Raw genomic sequence first — 19,756 nt, 5'->3', positions numbered from 1 at the left:
CGTTACCGGGGCACCAAAAAATCAGCCTGGGTATGCCCTTCAAGAAATTGAGCAAATTTTTTCTTGATCTTAGGGAGTTTATAAAGCCGCCCATAGACGTTTTTACGGGTACTCTTGGCAAGACTTGAGGGATCAAAATATCCCTTGGCATTGTCAATGGAGAGCACAAAGGGCGGCTTGCCCATACGCACTAAAATGGTGCTCATCAAAAGGGCACCGGTTCGATGATTCCCTTCGGCAAAGAGTTGGGGCCAGCTCACCTGCAAAATGTAAGCGCCAGAGGCCTGTTTCCAGGGGGAGTCACTCTGGTGCTTGGCGGCCCATTTGCGCAACGTTGAGATGGAGAATTCCTGCTGCTGATAAAACCGATCCGTTGTACTTTGGATATGCTCTTTGTAATCCCGTCGTTTTTCCGGGGTGGTTCCACAGAGGACAATATGATTCAACTCTAAAAAATGGTGAAACCCCGGTCGCTTCAACAGGTCTACATCGCGGGCGAGCAGAGTGTTGACATACGCATAGCCGCTGAGCAGATTAAGCAGTATTTCTTCCCGCATGGGCTCACGCCGCATGTCCAGCTTTCGATTAATCCGGTCAAAATTTTTTTGCACCTCCCGAAGTGATGCCTCGACTTTTTCCAGGTCGATACAAAACCGCTCCCCCATACACATTCCCTGCTGTCAGCCCAATTTTTTTTCAAGGGAGATCCCGGTCGAGCAATACTGCCACGCCTGCCTGAGCGGGGATGGCTTCAACGTACACCATCCAAAGCACGAAGTGAGGCTTTGATGATCTGTTGCGGCAGGGGGGCATACCCATACTCAGCGGAAACTTTTTGTCCCTCAGTCAGCCCCCAACGAACAAACTGTTTAACCCTGCCCGCCTGCAGCGGCTCTGCGTAGTGCTTATAAAGCAACAACCAGCTATAGGTTGTTATGGGATACGAGTCGGGACCGGCAGGATCCGGCAAAAAAAGGCGCAGATTAGAGGGTAACGCTTTTGCATTATTGCTCAGGGTAATCGTTCCGCTTGAATCCTGGGGAGTAATGTAGCGCCCTGCCCTGTTCTCTAAAGCGGCCATCCGCAAGCCCGCTTTTTTCGCTACACCGTATTCCATGTAGCCTATGGTACCCCAGGAATGGGAAATCTTGGTGGCCACGCCCTCATTATAGTTGGCTGCCATGGAAAAACCCGGCCAATCAACCTTCTTTTGAACCCCATACCCAGCCTCATGCCACAGAGCAGTGATTGCGTTAAGATGATTGGTAAAGGCCCAGGTCGTTCCCGAGGAGTCACTGCGCGTGACGGTGACGATGCTCATGGCAGGCAAGGTGAGGGAGGGATTGATCATTTGGATACGCGGATCGTTCCAATATCTTATTTTACCAAGAAAAATATCCGTGTACACCTCCCGGCTCAACCGCAGTTGGCCTTCAAGGTCTGGGATATTGTAGGCCAGGACGATAATGCCGGCAGTGGCGGGAATGAGCTGCACTCCCCTCTGCACCTGGGCCATCTGCTCATCACTCAAAGCGGCATCACTGGCGCCAAAATCAACTTGGTCAGCCAGGAAACGACGTGTTCCCTCGCCACTGCCCACTGCATCATAGTCGAGGGTAAACCCGGGAGATCTTTGTGCAAACTGCTTAAGCCAACGTTTATACAGAGGCGCTGGAAAGGTTGCTCCGGCACCGAGAACATCGGCTTTTTTGCGTAGGTGACTCCCTTGAGTTGCCAGTGCCGATTGCGAGCTGGAAGCAAAAAGAAGAAAAGTGATCAATGAGAGACACAACGTTTTTGTTCTCATGGGAATACGGCTCCGTTGGTGGTGGACTCAGGCCAACTCAAAGGTTCTCTTGGCAGCGTCACATTTTCAACATTCAACACGTTTTACTTTGTAAGGTGCTCCGGAAGACAATACCGGTACGCAGGCAAAATCATCCATCAAGAACCCGCACTTTCCCTGTTCTGGTCGGTCTTTTCGTGACATCAGGAGAAGAAAAATGCGGGGGAGTCTGTGCAATAAAAAAAATCAGGAGAATTCCCCGTGAAGATAATCTTTGGTCAGCTGTTCCTTGGGATTATTGAACAACTCTGAAGTCGGCCCCATCTCCACCAGATATCCGGTACGTCCGCCTTGGGAGATATCGACGGCAAAAAAAGCAGTCTGATCAGCCACGCGCTGGGCCTGTTGCATGTTGTGGGTGACGATGGCCACGGTGAAGCGTTGTTTGAGCTGGATCATCAACTCCTCGACCTGACGGGTGGCGATAGGGTCCAGAGCGGAACAGGGCTCATCCATAAGAAGGACCTGTGGCTCGGTGGCAATTGCCCGGGCAATGCACAACCGCTGCTGCTGACCGCCTGAAAGCGACAATCCATTGTTTTTTAATTTATTTTTTACCTCATCCCAAAGCGCTGCACCACGAAGCGCCTTTTCTACCTTTTCATCCATGTTGCCCCGAAAACGATTCAAACGAAGTCCAAAGGCCACATTTTCATAAATGGACATGGAAAAGGGATTGGGTTGCTGAAACACCATACCGATATTGCGGCGAACAGAGACCGGATCGACTTTTTTGTCATAAATATCAATCCCGTGAAACTGGACCTTGCCTTCAAAACGAAAAGTTCGGACCAGGTCGTTCATGCGATTGATACTTTTTAAAACCGTGCTTTTGCCGCAGCCTGAAGGTCCGATAAATCCGGTAATTTTATTTTTTTGAATCGGCACCTTGCTGTCACGGACAGCGAGAAAATCTCCATAAAAAATCTGCTCTGCATGACAGTCGAGCACAACCTCAGCCGGAGTATCGTTGGTCTGCGTGGCTGCTTTTTCTTCCCTTTGAGTTGATTTCATCAACATTGTTTCACTCCTTTAAAAGCGCATTAAATTTTTTTGCGGCCACCAAGGGTACGGCTGATGATATTGAGGAGAAAGACCATCAACACCAAAACCAGGGAAGCAGCCCAGGCCAACTCAATCTGATTTTCAAACGGCATACCTGAGTAGTTATAGATGAGCACGGCCAGGGAGGCTGTGGGCTCCTGTGCTTTCAGCCAGTAATCGCTGAAGAGTGCGGTAAACAGCAGCGGTGCCGTCTCACCGGCAGCACGTGCAACCGCCAGAACAACGCCGGTGATGATGCCCGGTAAAGCAACGGGTAAGATGACTTTGACCATGGCCTGCGCAGGAGTACAGCCAATCCCTACAGCAGCCTCCTTCATCGCCCGTGGCACCATCTTGATCGCCTCTTCAGCAGTGAGCAGAACCACGGGAATCATCAATAAAGACAGGGCAATGCCACCAGCCCAGGCTGAATAGGTCTTGAACACCACCACCACGGCCGCGTAGGCAAAAACACCGGCTAGAATGGAAGGCAGTCCGGTCATGATCTTGGCGCAAAACCTGGCTGTTATGGCTACCTTACTGTCCGGCCCCAGCTCGGCTAAAAAGATGGCGGCAAGGATACCGAACGGAACAGAGATCAAAGCGGCAATACCGACCATAAACAGGGTGCCGACGATAGCGTTTCCAAAACCACCACCAGTCTCAAAGGCCGTGGGCGGCAACTGATAAAAGACTTCCAGCGATAGCCGTTTGCCTCCACGGTACAGCAGCATAATCAGAACTGAAAACAAAGGGATGCAGGCTGTAATGGCAGCGGCAACCGTAATTGAACTCAGCACGATCGACTTGAGTGCCCGGGGCTCGAACGGTTGTCGTTCAAGACGGGGCAGGTGAAACTCGTTCTCAGCAGTTTGGGCGTGTTTCATTTTTTCGCTCCTGATCCGGTCATGGCGATAATGGCGGTACCGGCGATATTGACCAGCAGAGTAATGAGCAGGAGAATACAGGCCGCATACATGAGCACGGAAACCTCATACTCGGCAGCTTCAGGGAAGTTGAGGGCAAGCAGGGAGGCAAGCGTGTTGGCCGGGGCAAACACAGAAAGGCTAATCTGATTGGAGTTTCCCACCAGCATGGCCAGAGCCATGGTTTCCCCCAGTGCGCGTCCTAGCCCCAGCACCAGGGCACCAAAAATACCACCCGAGGCAGCGGGCAGCATAACCTTGAGGATTGCTTCCCAACGGGTGGTCCCCATGCCAAAGGCAGCCTCTTTGGTTTTGTGGGGGATGGCGCGAAAGGCATCCTGGGAAATAGCCGCGATAGTCGGCAAAATCATGATAGAGAGGACCAGTGCCGCCGGAAACATACCTGGGCCGCTCAGACTGGTGGAGAACCAGGGCAGCCACCCCAAATGGGTATGCAGGAAATCAGCCAGTGGCCGGATTAAGGGGATCAGCACAAAAATACCCCAGAGGCCGTAGACAACACTTGGAATAGCGGCAAGCAACTCGATAATGGACTTCAGCACCACCTCTACCCGATGGGGAAGAAAATCCTGGGTGAGAAAGATAGCGATGGTGATACCGAAAAAGCCTCCAAGTATCAGGGCCAAGAGCGAACTATAAAGAGTCCCCCAGATTTCGGGCAATATACCGAAATGTTGACTGTTGACATCCCAGGTGGTGGTAGTGAGAAATGCAAGTCCGTGCCGTTCTATGGCTGGTATAGCCTTGATTCCGATTTTAATGACAATCGCGGCAAGCAAAAGAACCATAGCCCAGGTAAAGGCGTAGGTCAGCGAGCGAAAGGATTTATTGAAGATGATGTCCATCTTTGAAGGAGGCTGGGACAGAGAGGCAGCCTCCTGGGGAAGAGTCGTCGTAGGATGAGCCATTGTCGATGCTCCTTATACGTCACTATCCAGAAGTACCTCCTGGATAGTGACATGGTTATGAGGGGAAGGAAGAGAGCTGATTACTGAATATTGGCAGAAGCAGCGCGAACCTTCTCAACGACATTGGCAGGCAGCGGGATATATCCGATCTTGTCGGCAATTTTTTGACCATGGTCCAGACAGTAGGCAACCATGTTACGCAGGATCTCTGCTTTTGCAGGATCACTGTACTTCTTGTAGAACATCATCCAGGTATAGGTGGCGATCGGGTAGGATTGATCACCCGCGGGATCAGTAATCCAGGCGATCATATTCTCCGGCAGTTTGGCGTTGGCCAGCGCTGCCTGCCCACCTTCAAGACCGGGAGCAACAAATTTGCCCGCCTTATTTTCCAGTTTTGCCATGGGCTGTTTGGTCATCTTGGCATAGCCGTACTCAATATACCCAATCGCGCCAGGGGTCTGTTTGATGGTTGCGGTTACACCATCATTTTTCGGCGCCTTCACCATTTTAATAGCCGAGGGCCAGTTGACGGTCTTCCCATAGCCTGGATTCTTGGCAAATTCCGGTGAGATGGCGGCAAGATGCTGGGTAAAGACATAGCTGGTTCCGGAACTGTCAGCGCGGGAAACCACGGTGATTTCCTCATCAGGCATTGTTACTCCGGGATTGGCTTTCACCAAAACCGGATCGTTCCATTTTTTAATTTTCCCCAGGAATATACCGGTGTAGGCCTCACGGCTCAGTTGCAGGTCTTTGACTCCTTTCAGGTTGTACGCCAAAACAATCTCACCGGCGGTCATGGGCAGCAACTGAACGCCTTCAGGAACCTTGGCGATCTGCTTCTCGGTCATGGCAGCATCACTGGCAGCAAAATCAACGGTGTGATCGATAAAATCACGAATTCCGGCGCCAGAACCTTTGGCCTGGTAGTTGATCTGCACACCTTTGTTAGCACGACTGAACTGCTTAAACCAGGTTGTGTAGATGGGAGCGGGAAAGCTGGCACCAGAGCCAACGACGGTGGTTGCAGCCATGGCTGACACCGCAAAGAAACTACACATTGAACACAGAACCAGTGAACGCACTGTTTTCGCCAACTTCATTGTCTACTCCTTGTTGTAAGTGTGAATAGAAGGTCGATAAAAATGATGGCGAAAAGTATAGGCCCCACTGTTTAAGGATGGGTTCAAGTCATGTGAAATTTCAGTTTATAAATATTATTCAAAAACTAAAAAAGGACTCAACAGAGACATGCTGATAGAAACGACACTCATAGAGAATGAAGGTCAGACAAGCCAGCAAACATGGAGGGAAATTTTGGAGAAATACTCCACCTGAGAAAGACGACAAACTCTATCGAAAAAAGATCCGCTCTGCAAGCCTTCCTTTCTTTGCACCTGCCCCCTCTAGTTTCCTGCATGAAGAAGCCCCCATTGCACCAAAAAAATGAGGCAGCAACAATTCAAATAGAGCTTTTATCCAATCCACATAGACTTCTAACACAAAGCCGGTAAGCAAAGCCGGCCTATAGAAGGCTCCCTTCATGAAGGAACATGCTCTTCATCACTTCGGGAATCTTGAATAATTGCTTTTTCTGCCAATCTCTGCGTTATGCGAAAAATTTTATCCTCGGAGGTAAGCGAAGACTCCGATATCATGTATATGCCTGCGGTAAATTTTTTTGCATGCCTTGACCTTGATTGAAAAATCTAATTATTCAAGACACCCTTCCATCATGAAAGATCGTAGGGTACACCACCCAATACAGCAGAACAATCCAGGAGGTTCGCCAGGAATGCGTCACTTATTTATTACCTCAGCAGCAGTTATTGCCGGCATATTGCTCTCCAGCCCGATCGCTTTTGCAAAGGAGAAAGCGATGAACAGATGGGGGCATACGCACAATCACAACCATGCAATACACAGGCATCACTTCAAAAAAAAGCACAAAAAAGTCCACAAAAAATCTCTTATTATCAATGAGTTCAAAGCAAACATTCCTGAAGATATCCATGCCTTGCAATATATTGAATTACGGGGGACAGCTAAAAAAGTCATTCAAAACACATATCTCGTGGTTATCGATGGCGATGAGGGGGAAGAAGGAAACGTCGACTATGCCCTGAACCTGACAGGAAAAAAGATCGGAACCAATGGGCTGATCATTGTCAAAAATGCGGACGAGTATAATGAGGTCGTCAGCTCTGAGACCACCGTCATTAATGAACCACTTATTAAGACCTACATTGATGATGATGCCCATGAAGACGGCTTACTTGAACACGATGCGGTGACCTACGCCCTGATCCAAACACGGGCAAAAATCAGCATCAACGATGACCTCGATGTGAATAACGATGGTGTGCTTGATCTGCCCCGTGATGCAACCATCATCGACAGCGTTGGCTCCCTCAATGGTGACGAGGGCTATGTCTACAGCGATGCCGTTTTATCGCAGTCGGCCAGTGATCCGGATGCTGCGACCCGCTTCTATGACGACCTGAACGCGAATTCTGTGGACGCCTGGGCCAACGGTGACATTTACGAAGAACCCGAAAAAAGTGATAAAGAGATGGCAGCCGAGCTGCGCTACGATACGCTTGAAGCCAGCGCCAACTTACCGCCCAACGCCAAGTTGACCCCGGGGACGCACAATTTTTTAAAAGCGCCCTTTGTCCTGCTTAATGAAATTGTCAATACCGGTAATAAATACGTTGAACTCTACTCAAATCCTTCCCAGAGCCTTGAGGACATCTACCTGGTGGTTATCGACAATAACGAGGGAACCGCCAACCTGAGCATAGACCTCAGCGGTAACGCGGCTAAGGAGGCTGGCATTACCTGCATCAAAGACAGTAGTTACGAGTTGGCCACCGGATCTGCGGCCACCAGCGTTGAGGCCGATCTAAGCAGCTTGAATTCCGATGATGCAGCCTACTTGCTTATCTATTCCCCGCAGACAGTTATTGCCAGTGGTGATGATCTGGATAACGATAACGATGGCGTTCTTGATCTCAATGATGGAGCCGTTGTCCTGGATAACTTTGGCTGGGGTACCACCCTCTATTCTGATATTGTAGCGGACAACACGAGTTATGCCATTCAGGCTGCAAGCCGTTATAAGGATAACCGCATGGCCTCACTGGGCGTATGGACCTACGGTTCCCTGACAAACGAGTATGAATACGACAGTGTCCAGTCCAAAAACAGCCCGGAATGGGGATTCGTCACTCCGGCTGCGATCAATATTGCCGCGGAGACCTCTCGCATAGTCGCCCCGGTTCTGGAGACCACCCGTTCAACCATGCCAGATCCTGATGCCGATGATATTGCAATCTGGATCAATCCTGATAACGTCAACGAAAGCCTCGTCATCGGCACGCAGAAAAATGCAGGGTACTCAATCTATGACGCCCAGGGCAATACACTGACCGACGCTCTGCCTGGCAATAACCGTTATAACAATGTCGATATCATTTACGATTTTGATTTGAATGGTACAAGTGTTGATATTGCTCTGTTCACCGATCGGAACAATAACAAGTTTGCCATTTATGCAATTCAGGCTACGCCCCCCTATATTTCGGACATTACCGATTACGCAAGCGATCAGCTTTTTGTGGCAGAGGAACTTGGCAAAGATACTGCCTACGGAGAAGGTGTGTACAAGAGCCCGGTTGACGGAACGGTTTACGCCTTTGCCACCCAAAACGACACCTGGAATGTGGCCCAGTTTGAATTGGTCGCACGAAGCAACGATACCATCGGCTGGGAAAAGGTGAGAACCATCACCCTTGAAGGCGGCGATGATGACGAACATGCTGAAGGCATTGTGGTGGATCAGGAATATGGCAAAGCCTACATCGCCCAGGAAGGAGTCGGCCTCTACGCCATTGATGCTGAACCAACGTCAACTGGCAGCGTAGTGCAACTGGGTGATGGTGATATGATCGCCGAGGAGGGAGAAAACAATCTGGTTGCCGATCTCGAGGGCATGACCATCTATTACGGTGATAACGGTGCCGGTTATGTTTTCCTTTCCAGTCAGGGAAACCAAACCTACGCTGTTTTCGATCGAACTCCTGTCGGTACGGCCAACAACTATCTGACCTCCTTTGCCATTGTCGATGACATGGAGGGCATTGATGGTACCCAGCACACCGACTCCATCGATGTCACCAACATCGCACTGAGCGAGAACTTCCTTTACGGAGCGTTTATCGCCCAGGATGGAACCGATACCAACGAGGATCCCGATGATGTGGGAACCAACTTTAAGTGGCTGCGCTGGGATGATATAGCCGCAGGCCTTGGAGATCTTGATTTCAGCTCAGATTATGACCCGAGAAATCCAGTGAACAGAAGATAATTGAGAGCCCCCCTTGGGCAGATAATGCCACAGGGGGGTATGCCTCCACGACGGGAGCATTCTCGTTAAACAAGTAAATATCAAGAATTTCTCAGAGATAGATCGGTGCCATACGTCGCCAGTAATAGCCGCTATGAGCACGCTCTTCCCAGTAATGCAGCGTGTGGGGCACCTTTTTTTGATGCAAAATATGGCTTAATGCTTCGTTATTTGCCTTAAAGGGATCGTGCTTACCGATCACCAACACTATTTCCATCCGTCGCAGATGCGACAAGAGTGTGGAGCACTGCACATTGGGAAGAAAATGGGTGGGCATGTGAAAATAGACATTTTCATCGTAGTAGCCATCCAACAGGTTGGTGAAACATTCCACAGAAAGCGTCAAGTCATAGCGACCGGAAAAGGTGACAAGCTTTTGAAACAGGTGAGGATGGCGAAAGGCAAGGTTTGCGGCCAAAAAGGCGCCCAGGCTGCAGCCATGGGCAATGACGCGTTCACTGTTGTTGATCATCTCCATGAGGGGAAAGACCTCGTGCAGCACATACTCTTCAAACTGCCAGTGCCGGTGTAATCGACCAGCAGGATGGGCCCACCAACAATAGAACGTTTCACCTGCAAGGTAATCCACACAAAAAAGCTGGAGTTCTCCGCCATCAATCTTCTGCTGCAGGGATTCAGGCATGCGTAACCGTTCATACTCCTGAAAATTCCCGTCCCTTGTTGGAAAAACAAGCACCTTAGCCCCTGCATGTCCAATCACCAAGAGTTCAACCTCCCGGTCAAGGCGCCAACTGTGCCATTTATGATACTGTTTCTGCATGGCCTTATACCTGAATCCGTGACGGCGAGTGGTCACGGAACAGCCTATCCAATTAATGGGACAAGGATTTTTAAATTAATTCATTTGTTGTTCAACTTCACCTGACGCCCCCGATGAATGCTCACGGATTCAGGTTATAAATTCCTGAAAAAACGCTCCACCTCTGTTTGCAGTTTCAGCTCTTCGTTTTCCTGCTCCGGATACGAATGATGCCCAGCTGTGAGGATAAAACGTTCCTTGGGGCCACGAAGTGCATTAAACAGGGCAAACTGGCCAGGGGGTGGCACAAAGGGATCATACAGGGCCAATGCACAGTGCACCGGTATATGAATGAACCGGGCTGCCGTTGCGGCGTCGTAATATTGCAGGGTCGTAAAAATGGACTTGCCCTGCTCCTGGTAATAGTCCTGAAGACTGGCCCCACTGCCAATATTGGGCAGGGTTAAGCGGAGAGGATGGTTTCCAAAGGTGGGCACGGAGAGATGAGCCCGCGCAATACGTTTTTCCCAGGCCAGAGCCAATGCACCAATCCCGCCACCAAAACTCTGTCCGAGGTAGCCGACATGCCCCGAAAGATAAGGAAAAAGGCGCAGCAAGGCACTGACACCTGTCCACACATCTTCCACACAGCCCCTGAGAATGTATTGCTCAGGCTTGTCAATATCATGGAGTACATGCCACTTAACCTCATTGGAGATCGGTTGCCGCTGGCTTCGACCAAGACCACGCAGACAGGGAAAAAGAATGGCGGCATCTTGAAATTGGAGGTGGTAATCTGGCTGCTCTCGATTACCGTACCCATGCGTTATGATAAAACCCCTGCGCGGCTCCCCCCCCTCGGGGAGCAGCAGCCAGCCCCCTATGGGAAAAACATCTGTTGAGGTGTATGCCAGATCAAAAACCCGCCAGCCTTTAAAATTACCGCCGGTATCTTTCAAAACCGGCACAGTCTGTACCTTGAGGGCCGCAGCATATTTTTTTTGCCAGAATGCTTGAAAATCCTCAGGTCCTTGAGGAGCGGTCACTTGAAGCAGTTGTTGCAGATCATAGCCGTGGGTGGGGTCAAACCCATAGGGCGATGCGGCACTGCCTGAACTACCGTTTCCACCTCTTTTTTTCTCTTGTCTTGCCACCAAAGAATACCCCCTACCAATCAATGTTGTTTTTGCGGGGGGACAAAAGAGCCACTTGGCCAGGAAGGTGTGGCAATGGCCTCACCGAGTCCATAGGTAACGAGTCTGGTGCGCAGTTCAAGCAACTGGGTAACAAGCCTTTCTTCGATTTGTGCATACGCGGACTCATCGGCAACACGCTGCACGACAATACCCAGCAGCTCGGTGATGGCGTTACCTACAGAATTCTGGCTGATCGTCACAATGAGCCGTCCTGCATCATCGCGGTACAAAAGCTGTTTATAAGCAGGCTGCCATCGAATTTCATTGGCGATCATGGGATCTTCAATAATCTGCAGGCGCAGAATCCGTGCAGCCTGATGAAATTGATCACTGTACAGTAAGATATCTTCGATCTGATCCGCATAGACTGCAGTAGCAGGTATTTTGGTATCCCCCGAGGCCACAAGAGTGAAAAAAGTGTGATAGAATTCCAGAAATCCACGAAGCACCATGTCGTATTCTTTCCAAAATTGTCCCTTTGCAAGCTGCTCCGCCCCACCCACAACTTCCCAACTCGGAAGCCCCTGAGGATATCCGGTTAATATCAGCTTGCACGCGTCAGAAGAAACTGGGCGAAGAACTTTGAGATCAAGAACATCAAAAAACCGCAGATACACCTCACTTAAATAACTCAAAAATAATCCATTCTGGCCGCCGTCGGTCAAATTAGGATCATCCTTTGAGGCAGGGGCTGATTTGGCAAGCAATGCCTGCTCAAACACCATGAAATGATTATGAATCATGCGAATGCTCGGCACTCCCGGCTTATTAATCGGCCAGGTTGCATCAAGGCTTGCCTCGCCACAAAAGACCAGGTGTTCTTTGGGGTCTGGGTACCGCTCCAACATGTACTGAAAAACAACATTGGTCATTCGACTGAAGGTTAAGCTTTCCTCACGGGACAACTGGTCTCGCCGAACTGGACGCCCCATGGGATCCAGAACCTTGGAGGAGGTGTCAAATATTATCGATGTATCGAAAAGATTGGAATGGCCGATGGCCTTCCTATAGAGCAAAAAGCCTTCATCTGAGCGCAACAAACCGTTTTCTCGCGTCAGATGCCGCAGGTTACATGGGCTGTTGAAAAATTCTGTAGGCGCAACGCCTGCAGGGATATCTAAAGGGAGAGGACGATGCGGGGTGAGAATCGATCGAGGATAGGATGAGCTCATATATACTCCACTTGCCTAGATTCGTTTTTATCATGACAAGTTAAGGGACTATGCCGAATTTCGCTTATCAGCGTACACCTGTGAAGTCAGGTCGATAACTCTGCAGATTCGTTGCCCCTCTGCTCCTCAATTCATTATCAAATGCTGTTAAAACGCAGGCTCAATGTACAATAAATTTTCATTCCCTTGAATGGAGCACACCAGAAAACAACGAGAATTTAACACCTTCATAACAGAGCTAACAGGGGGGCGCGACCTGCCTTGTGTGTGAGGGATAGGACTCAGCGCCCTCTCGGTGGCCTAATCGAAGAATCTCAATAGACTGAGAAGCTGAAGAAGAGATGGACTGTACATCATAACGCACTGAAATGACGTTACCGAAGACCGTTCACCTAGTTTTTTTGGAGGGGAAGGCGCAACTGTCAACCATCAGGTTCAACTTCTCGCCCCCCTCCAGGAGGGGTTACTTTTTCTTTTTTCCTTTCTTGTCCTTTTTCCCTTTCTTCGGAGATTTTTTTGGTTTCTTCTCTTTGTCTGGATTTCCCTTTTTCTTTTTTGATTTTTTTTTCTTCTTTGAAGGTTCTTCATCAGATACTGCCAAAGCAGACGACGGAGATAGTATCTCAGAAGCAGAGTCAGTTGAAGCTACTCCATCTTGTTCCTCTTTCAGGCGAGCTTGCTCTTCCTCCAGCAAAGATTTCGCGGCATTGATAACAAGATTGGCGCGCACGGGCCCAAATCCAGAAATAACCACCAGATCACTTTCCTGGGCAGCGGCCAGCTCCTCAACCTTTGAATAACCATGTTCTGCCAATACATCTGCGGTATGAGGGCCAATGCCCTGTATTGCAGAGAGAGTAATCGCCATACAACACCTCCAAAAAATATAATTGCGGTTTCACCTTCACCAGCGCTTAAGCCAAAGAGACCCCCTCATTGACTCCTTCTCTTGCACTTTTGCAGGGTTCCCCACATCCCTCCAAAGAAAAGAGATACTTGGATACATTGAATTAATCCTATAATTTTACGATATTTTTTGCAACTCCTCTCTCTTTGACAAGACTTTGAGTTCGGTGCCCGACTGTTTTCCAGCCCCCTTTTTACGACACCATACTGGATACCAGGTAAAACAATATAAAAGGGGGACCTTGGGAATTCTATGTTGAGGACACACGAAGTTTTAGCCTCCTTGATTAACAGCAGTTCGTCATTATTATGAAATTCATAAGCGTTCAATAACTATCGTTGCTGTTTAAAGCGATCATTAAAAAATAGGTGTCTCATTCTCAATAAACAAGATGAGTCATTTTAAATTTCGCAGCTAACTATTTTTCTCATATAGCGAGCACAATAAATAATCAGCTCGATTCCACAGGATAACATTATGCGAACAAAAGTAACAATTAACAACACTGAACTACAAGTAGCGCCGATCAACTTTGGTGGGAATGTATTTGGCTGGACGTTGGATGAACAGCAATCATTTGCAATCCTCGATGCGTTTACTGCTGCAGGGTTTAATTTCATTGATACAGCTGATACCTATTCCTGGTGGGTCAATGGCACTGGTGGCCAATCCGAAACCATCATCGGCACGTGGCTCAACACTCGAAAAAATAGGGATCAGGTTGTTATCGCAACTAAGGTGGGTTCACATACGGCCGAACATCCTTATGACCTCAGCCGTTCCCATATTTTAAAATCGGTTGATGCAAGTCTTAAACGTTTACAAACCGACTATATCGACCTGTATTACACCCATTTTGACGATGAAAAAACGCCAATCGAAGAAACGCTGGCTGCCTATGACCAGATCATAAAGGCTGGGAAGGTACGTTATATTGCAGCCTCAAACGTCTCACCTCCACGAATACAAAAATCCATGGAACTTGCTGAGAAAAACAATCTGCCGCGCTATGTAGCTCTGCAGCCGTATTACAATCTGATCAACCGGAAAACCTTTGAACAGGACTACGCCCCTCTGGTTGAGCAGTATAACTTCTCCGTGTTTACCTACTTTTCTCTGGAATCTGGTTTCCTTACAGGGAAGTACAGAACTGAGGCTGATTTTGGCAAGACCACACGTGGCGAGGGCATCAAAAAATATTTTGATGCGCGAGGAAAGGCTATCCTTACGGCCCTTGACAAAGTAGCCGCAAAGCACAGCACAACACCGACAACAGTCTCTCTGGCCTGGTTACTGGCCAAACCACTGGTAACCGCCCCGATTGTCAGCGCTCGGACCACTGAGCAGCTTACGTCGCTCATCAAGGCGCCGGAGCTGAAACTGGACATGGAGGATATGGAACTGCTGGATAATGTGAGCAACCTTGAAGAAGCAGGTGTGTAAATCTTAAAAGAAATGACCTGTGAAATGGGAGAATCACTCCTCTCTAGCCGATGGCAACAGGGCTCTCCCCTGCCCCCAACGTTATTTTTTCCCTGATTGCTGAAGTGATTTTTCTCTTTCAAATGCATTATTGAGCATTGACCAGAAAGGACAGGGGCTTATTGTTGGACATCGTAGCCCCCGCTAGGATCCATAATCAGATTTTGAGCAGACTCACCAGGTCGGATTGTCTGTAATTATAGTAATTTTCAAAGAGGAAGAGGCCTTGCATTCGCCCCTTCCTCTTTTTCTGTTTTTGCACCCCACTAAAGGTAAAAGGTAGAACCATGCAACTTGAACAAATTGTCCCTATGCTGCAGTTGGCCATCGGCCCGGTAATCGTCATCTCCGGTGTTGGCCTGCTCCTGCTCTCCATGACCAACCGTTTTGGCCGGATTATCGACCGCTCCAGAATTCTTGCGGAATCAGCTCATGCAGCATCAGGCACCTTTATCGTACATGTTGAAAAACAACTGACGATCATGATGCGGAGGGCGTATCTCCTACGCATGGCCATTGCTTTTGTAACCCTGAGCCTACTCTTGGACAGCCTGCTGATCATCGCCCTCTTTCTCAGTGAGCTGGTCAGCTTTGAGGCCAGCATCTTTATCATTATTCTCTTTATATGCTGTATGCTCTCGCTCATTGCTGGCCTGATTTACTTCCTGGCGGATATCAACGTTTCCTTATCGGCACTGAAGATAGAGACTGAGGTGCAGCAAAACAGTATCGCGAAGGCCTGAAACACCTTTGCAACAGATTTTTTCCCCTTGGGTACGAAACCAAAACGAAAAGATTTCGTTTTTATGAACATGCTTAGGGATAGATGAGGGCATACAAGTGTTTGCCTTGGTTCTCCCTGCCTACGTGGGCTCTCTTTCTGTGTTGTCTGCCACACCGTTTCAATCTGCTTTGTTGTCTATGTCTTTCGACATCATGGGAACAAGAATGGCGTTGGTTCGTCCATCGCTGCCGGTGTACCCATCGAACCGCCGCGGATCGATCGTAAAAAACATGCTGTCGGAAAGGTTTTCAACCCCTTCCCACCACCCCATGGGAAGGTTACCGACATAAGGAATCACCTTTGGTTTCACATGGTACACCTTGACCGAGCTTCCTGCAGGCACCAGCACGCTGCTGCCCGGATCATTAGAGGCATAAAATACTGCCAGTATCCGATTCTGCTCCGTATTTGGAATCTCCCATCTAACCGCTCGACTTGATCGCAGCATCAAGACCACAGGTCTGTCCGTGGCCGTGGTCGTTACCCGGACGGCGTGATCCGCCTGGTCGCTTCCGTGCGCTGCTGCATACCACAGGTGGGGCTTGTCTGTCATCGCCTCGGTGAGCAGAAGGCGGACATCGGACTCGGAATACTCGGGCTCTTCTTCAGCAAACCGAACCAACAGGTCCGCAATGTGCCACTTGTTGACGTATTCGATTTCGACCAGGTGGTTTCCCTGGGGAAACCAGTGTTGAATTTCCGCCTTGTGTACCTTGTCAGTCGTGAACACAACCGCGCCATCCACGAGGATTTTCATGCGCGCCGGTGTGCTTGTCACCTGAAAAAGCATCCGGCGTGGTGTGGAAAACTCGAAATTGCCAGCCCAGTAAGCGCCAAAGTGGTCCGCATGTATTCCATGAAATTCCTTGAAAAAGTAGTTCACTCCGATCCGATCGACCATCTCGTCTGCGATCGGATGCATCGGATCATTGGTGTTGTAGTAAAAAGCATGGAAGCGATTTTGCCCTGCCTGGTTTCGCTTCCCGGCGTAATCTCCCCAGGTTTTCACCCGTGCGGTGTCGGTCCCAGCCATGGCCCCAGCCTCGGCCTCTGTAGTTCCCCCCTCCTTTCCGGTAAACCGATAGCGGTTGGTAAGACGCCTAACCTCCTGGATCCGCTCCTGGTAGACCGGACGAAGGCATTTGACAGCCTTATAAAAAGCGTTATCCTCTGGATAGTGTAACTTGGAAAAAACGCACGATTCGCGGCCTTCCGTAAGCCACTCTCGCTGCTGTTCCCGGAAAGGCTTCGCCTTGTCGGGTTCGAGGGAGGTGACGAGCAGTTGAAAGTAATGATTCAGCTCAACATCCAGGTTGGATAGTTCCCGGTCGGCGCAGATCAGTTGCTCAATGGAGGACGCGGCCCGGCCGCAATCAAAACTGGGATCAAACGGTGTTCCGGCGGCCTTCATTATGAGACGATATGCCTTGCTTCCCAGCAACGAATCCCGTTCCGTCTTAGCTAGTTCGATTGGAGTAACGTCCCGATTGTCCTGGGTATGAATATCGGCGTGGTGATCAAGTAGCACCTGGACCACCTGCGGACTATCGTAACTCACGGCAGAGTGCATTGCCGTCCGGCCGAAACTACCCTGGTTGTTAATGTCGGCGCCGCCCTCGATCAGTGCCCGCGCCGCCTCACCGGCGTTCCGTCGAGCGGCGATCATCAGCGGCGTGGCCCGGCGGCCATTGGCATTTACATCCGCCCCCCTTTTCAGGAGGAACTTTACCACTTCGGCCTGATTGCCCCGTGCAGCAGCATGTAAAGGATTTTCTCCGTAATTGGTCTTGTCGGTGACTCGGCATCCATTATTCAGAAGAAACCGACATGCCTCAAGCTGACCATGCTGGGCGGCCCAGAAGAGTGGAGTCTTTCTCTCGAACCCACGAAACATGGGAAGCCCCCCGTGCTTGATAAGCCAGCGCATGGCATCCAATTGCCCGGCGGCGGCCGCAAAGTGAAGCGCCGTATCACCGAAGGCATCCCGTTCATTGATATCCTGCCCCTGGTTCACCATTTGTTTCAGCGCTGTGATATCCCCCTCGACCGCCGCTTTTTCAAAGTCGGTGGCCGAACTATACCAGCCGTCGTCCACAGAGTAGTGGGCTCCCTTGGATTCCAGGAAGGCCGCTATTTCGGCATTTCCGCAGTTTATAGCGAACCAGAGCGGGGTCCGCTCTTGGAACCGGCAGGTCGCATTGATATCAGCACCGTGTGCAACAAGCATTTTGACCATGGGAAGTGACTTGCAGGCAGCATCGTGAAGAGCTGTCCTATAGCCCCGTTCCTCACGGGCATCCGGTTTTGCCCCCTTTTCGAGCAACATCCGAACCAGCGTCTGATTGCTGCTGTCCACTGCCTCCCGCAACGGTTTGCCAAAAGGGATGTTGGGATCGACGCCAGCTTCAAGCAGGGTTCGGGCGGAAAGAACCGCTTCAGAGAAGATGGCTGTTTCCAGGGCATTGGCTTCGTACTTATTGGGTATATACGGATTATCACCAGCACGAAGCCTTTCCTTCACGGCGGGAGCAGCATCGTGTTTTACCATCTCGATGAGTCTGGTTCCGGGGGCGGATGTCCGCAGAACGGGCACGCCCTTGCTGCTCAGCAGATCAATAGATGGCTTGTGCTTGGCCAATAATGCGTAATCGAGCAGTGTGCGCCTGCTTGGAGAAACGTAAGAAAGATCTGCGCCGTGCTCTACCAGCAAATCGAACCAATCGTACTGCTTTTTCCGGTAGCAGATAAAGGCGATCGGGTACCCGTAATCGGTGATCACGTTCGGATCGCTGCCATGTTCCAGCAGCAGTTGAAAAGCCTGCTTGTCATTTGCCTTGCTTGCGATCCACAGCAGAGGATTACGCCGCTGCCGGGGATGAAAGTCCATATCGGCGCCGGATGCCGCCAGTCGTGCCACAATGTCATCGAAACCTGCCCGGGCGGCAAGGTACACCATCGGTAGGTTACCGGCCCCCAGATAATTCGGGTCGGCGCCTGCTTGCAGGTAGTTCTCCACCTGCCGGGAGGCGTTCTTAGATACCGCTGCCTCCAGCAGTCGGTTAAGGTTAAAGCGATCCGGATGTCCTCCAAGACGAAGCCATATCTCCGCCTGTTTGAAGTCTTCTCTGGCAAGCGCCGAGCCTGCCAGAATATCGGTCAGGTGCTGGCGATCGACAACAACATAGCCAGCTCCAAACATTATCACCCCAACCAGAAGCCCGATCAGAATATTCCGCATCGAAATCTTCCCACTTTTGCGCTTTTTTTCCATCATGCCGTCTCCAGCAGCGATTTTTAATATTTTTTACCACCTGATACGGGCGAATGTACTTACGCCCCGCGTCCATTGCTTGCTGCCCGGCAGCGCTTTCAACACCTTCCATAACACCATATATTTCCTATGAAAAGCAGCTTAATGGATTGTCTACTTTTCTTTGATTACGTCAAGTCTTACCAACTTGTTTAATTACCAGAAAAAACGTTGACAAACTGAACAAAAACCTGTCATTAGTTTATCCTAATTAATTTAGCTACTTCTTCTTTCTTAAGGGTTTATTGAATGACAATACAGAATCAGAAACGATAAAGTTAGCCGCATCTGAGATAAATAAATGGAACATGATTTCAAGCAGGTGGGAAGATGGCAAGAAGGAATTGATGGGGACACCTTGTTCAGCTCAACCGTTTTTCACAAAGACGCCATCAACTGGGTGATGTCGGATATTTTCGGCCAGGGTTCCATTCAAATGATAAAATTTCGCTCCGGAATAACCTTAAGTATTCAAAGGCGCCGCTTTAAACATCCAACTAAACTATATGCCCAAAACAATATGGAGTGCTTCGGTTTCAACTTTTGTCTGTCTGGTTTTGAACGGCATAAGGTGAACGGCATTGGAAAGGATGTTCCATTTCGTCAGGACAATAATGGTTTCATTCTCGCAAAAAACGGTTACCAGTGGCAATTTGACGTTCCTGTTGAACAAAATTTTTTGCTTATCTCTATCGGCTTAACGTCCAATATTTTCAGGGAAATTGTCTGCGATCAAAAAGAAAGATTACCCTCAGTCTTCCAGTCCGTATGCGACGACAAGATCCCCGAGTTTGAGAGCGTGACCATGCCATCAACCCCACAAATACGGTTGGCACTGACTCAGATGCTTAATCCATCTTTAGAGAAGTGGTCCCTCTTTTTGGACCACCACTTTATGTCTTTAGGCTAACTCCATAGCTCCGGTGGTGCCGCTCAGCCCCTCCCCCCGCGGGGGGAGGGGCTGATTTTTTTCAGGCCGCTTCTTTTGT

The 19,756-nt window shown here is 49.7% G+C and carries 15 protein-coding genes; 4 read left to right on the top strand and 11 right to left on the bottom strand.

The window, feature by feature from the left end; genetic code table 11:
* Nucleotides 1-2: 2 nt before the first annotated feature.
* The 6 genes from JWJ90_RS10330 to pstS (JWJ90_RS10305) form a co-directional block, all read right to left on the bottom strand.
* A complete protein-coding gene (locus JWJ90_RS10330) occupies nt 3-665 on the bottom strand; it encodes a Fic family protein (RefSeq protein ID WP_205227147.1) in 663 nt (220 codons plus the stop codon).
* A gap of 86 nt (nt 666-751) precedes the next feature.
* Entirely contained in the window at nt 752-1,807 is a 1,056-nt protein-coding gene (pstS, locus tag JWJ90_RS10325) for a phosphate ABC transporter substrate-binding protein PstS (RefSeq protein WP_205227146.1), read from the bottom strand.
* A 225-nt stretch (nt 1,808-2,032) separates the two neighbouring features.
* Nucleotides 2,033-2,860 (bottom strand): phosphate ABC transporter ATP-binding protein PstB, encoded by an 828-nt coding sequence (gene pstB, locus JWJ90_RS10320; protein WP_205227145.1) that lies wholly within the window; start codon nt 2,858-2,860, stop codon nt 2,033-2,035.
* Between the two features lie 29 nt (nt 2,861-2,889).
* Nucleotides 2,890-3,777, bottom strand: coding sequence for a phosphate ABC transporter permease PstA (pstA, locus tag JWJ90_RS10315; RefSeq protein ID WP_205227144.1), 888 nt, complete (start codon nt 3,775-3,777; stop codon nt 2,890-2,892).
* Nucleotides 3,774-4,745, bottom strand: coding sequence for a phosphate ABC transporter permease subunit PstC (gene pstC, locus JWJ90_RS10310; protein ID WP_205227143.1), 972 nt, complete (start codon nt 4,743-4,745; stop codon nt 3,774-3,776). The genes pstA and pstC overlap by 4 nt, the downstream gene beginning before the upstream one ends.
* 80 nt (nt 4,746-4,825) lie before the next feature.
* Nucleotides 4,826-5,851 carry a phosphate ABC transporter substrate-binding protein PstS gene (gene pstS / locus JWJ90_RS10305; RefSeq protein ID WP_205227142.1) on the bottom strand — a complete coding sequence of 342 codons (1,026 nt, stop codon included), beginning with the start codon at nt 5,849-5,851 and terminating at the stop codon, nt 4,826-4,828.
* Nucleotides 5,852-6,543: 692 nt separating this feature from the next.
* Here pstS (JWJ90_RS10305) and JWJ90_RS10300 point away from each other — a divergent pair.
* A complete protein-coding gene (locus JWJ90_RS10300) occupies nt 6,544-9,117 on the top strand; it encodes a phytase (protein WP_205227141.1) in 2,574 nt (857 codons plus the stop codon).
* Nucleotides 9,118-9,208: 91 nt separating this feature from the next.
* On the opposite strand, the gene JWJ90_RS10295 is transcribed toward JWJ90_RS10300, so the two are convergent.
* The 4 genes from JWJ90_RS10295 to JWJ90_RS10280 all read right to left on the bottom strand — a co-directional run bounded on the left by JWJ90_RS10295 (nt 9,209) and on the right by JWJ90_RS10280 (nt 13,152).
* Nucleotides 9,209-9,937, bottom strand: coding sequence for an esterase family protein (locus JWJ90_RS10295; protein WP_205227140.1), 729 nt, complete (start codon nt 9,935-9,937; stop codon nt 9,209-9,211).
* 134 nt (nt 9,938-10,071) lie between these two features.
* The gene (locus tag JWJ90_RS10290; RefSeq protein WP_205227139.1) at nt 10,072-11,070 is read right to left on the bottom strand and encodes an acetylxylan esterase; all 999 of its coding nucleotides are present in this window, start codon (nt 11,068-11,070) and stop codon (nt 10,072-10,074) included.
* A 20-nt stretch (nt 11,071-11,090) separates the two neighbouring features.
* Nucleotides 11,091-12,284 carry a hypothetical protein gene (locus JWJ90_RS10285; protein ID WP_205227138.1) on the bottom strand — a complete coding sequence of 398 codons (1,194 nt, stop codon included), beginning with the start codon at nt 12,282-12,284 and terminating at the stop codon, nt 11,091-11,093.
* Nucleotides 12,285-12,747: 463 nt separating this feature from the next.
* A complete protein-coding gene (locus JWJ90_RS10280; protein ID WP_205227137.1) occupies nt 12,748-13,152 on the bottom strand; it encodes a helix-hairpin-helix domain-containing protein in 405 nt (134 codons plus the stop codon).
* Nucleotides 13,153-13,668: 516 nt separating this feature from the next.
* On the opposite strand from JWJ90_RS10280, the gene JWJ90_RS10275 reads away from it, so the two are divergent.
* Together JWJ90_RS10275 and JWJ90_RS10270 are read left to right on the top strand one after the other, a co-directional pair.
* Nucleotides 13,669-14,634, top strand: a complete 966-nt coding sequence (locus JWJ90_RS10275) for an aldo/keto reductase (RefSeq protein WP_205227136.1) — start codon at nt 13,669-13,671, stop codon at nt 14,632-14,634.
* Between the two features lie 326 nt (nt 14,635-14,960).
* A complete protein-coding gene (locus JWJ90_RS10270; protein ID WP_205227135.1) occupies nt 14,961-15,416 on the top strand; it encodes a DUF2721 domain-containing protein in 456 nt (151 codons plus the stop codon).
* Nucleotides 15,417-15,575: 159 nt separating this feature from the next.
* On the opposite strand, the gene JWJ90_RS10265 is transcribed toward JWJ90_RS10270, so the two are convergent.
* Entirely contained in the window at nt 15,576-18,731 is a 3,156-nt protein-coding gene (locus JWJ90_RS10265; RefSeq protein ID WP_205227134.1) for an ankyrin repeat domain-containing protein, read from the bottom strand.
* 337 nt (nt 18,732-19,068) lie between these two features.
* Here JWJ90_RS10265 and JWJ90_RS10260 point away from each other — a divergent pair, with 337 nt between their 5' ends.
* Nucleotides 19,069-19,677 carry a hypothetical protein gene (locus JWJ90_RS10260; RefSeq protein WP_205227133.1) on the top strand — a complete coding sequence of 203 codons (609 nt, stop codon included), beginning with the start codon at nt 19,069-19,071 and terminating at the stop codon, nt 19,675-19,677.
* Nucleotides 19,678-19,756: the final 79 nt, after the last annotated feature.

This window comes from Desulfobulbus rhabdoformis (assembly GCF_016919065.1).
Taxonomy (GTDB): domain Bacteria; phylum Desulfobacterota; class Desulfobulbia; order Desulfobulbales; family Desulfobulbaceae; genus Desulfobulbus; species Desulfobulbus rhabdoformis.
The sequence above is the reverse complement of the archived record's forward strand: the minus strand, read 5'-3'. Positions and strand labels throughout refer to the sequence as shown.

Excerpts from the sequence above, each read along its gene's own strand:
- JWJ90_RS10330 (WP_205227147.1), bottom strand. The coding sequence starts at position 665 with ATGGGGGAGCGGTTTTGTATCGACCTGGAAAAAGTCGAGGCATCACTT.
- pstS (WP_205227146.1), bottom strand. The coding sequence starts at position 1,807 with ATGAGAACAAAAACGTTGTGTCTCTCATTGATCACTTTTCTTCTTTTT.
- pstB (WP_205227145.1), bottom strand. The coding sequence starts at position 2,860 with ATGAAATCAACTCAAAGGGAAGAAAAAGCAGCCACGCAGACCAACGAT.
- pstA (WP_205227144.1), bottom strand. The coding sequence starts at position 3,777 with ATGAAACACGCCCAAACTGCTGAGAACGAGTTTCACCTGCCCCGTCTT.
- pstC (WP_205227143.1), bottom strand. The coding sequence starts at position 4,745 with ATGGCTCATCCTACGACGACTCTTCCCCAGGAGGCTGCCTCTCTGTCC.
- pstS (WP_205227142.1), bottom strand. The coding sequence starts at position 5,851 with ATGAAGTTGGCGAAAACAGTGCGTTCACTGGTTCTGTGTTCAATGTGT.
- JWJ90_RS10300 (WP_205227141.1), top strand. The coding sequence starts at position 6,544 with ATGCGTCACTTATTTATTACCTCAGCAGCAGTTATTGCCGGCATATTG.
- JWJ90_RS10295 (WP_205227140.1), bottom strand. The coding sequence starts at position 9,937 with ATGCAGAAACAGTATCATAAATGGCACAGTTGGCGCCTTGACCGGGAG.
- JWJ90_RS10285 (WP_205227138.1), bottom strand. The coding sequence starts at position 12,284 with ATGAGCTCATCCTATCCTCGATCGATTCTCACCCCGCATCGTCCTCTC.
- JWJ90_RS10280 (WP_205227137.1), bottom strand. The coding sequence starts at position 13,152 with ATGGCGATTACTCTCTCTGCAATACAGGGCATTGGCCCTCATACCGCA.
- JWJ90_RS10275 (WP_205227136.1), top strand. The coding sequence starts at position 13,669 with ATGCGAACAAAAGTAACAATTAACAACACTGAACTACAAGTAGCGCCG.
- JWJ90_RS10270 (WP_205227135.1), top strand. The coding sequence starts at position 14,961 with ATGCAACTTGAACAAATTGTCCCTATGCTGCAGTTGGCCATCGGCCCG.
- JWJ90_RS10265 (WP_205227134.1), bottom strand. The coding sequence starts at position 18,731 with ATGATGGAAAAAAAGCGCAAAAGTGGGAAGATTTCGATGCGGAATATT.
- JWJ90_RS10260 (WP_205227133.1), top strand. The coding sequence starts at position 19,069 with ATGGAACATGATTTCAAGCAGGTGGGAAGATGGCAAGAAGGAATTGAT.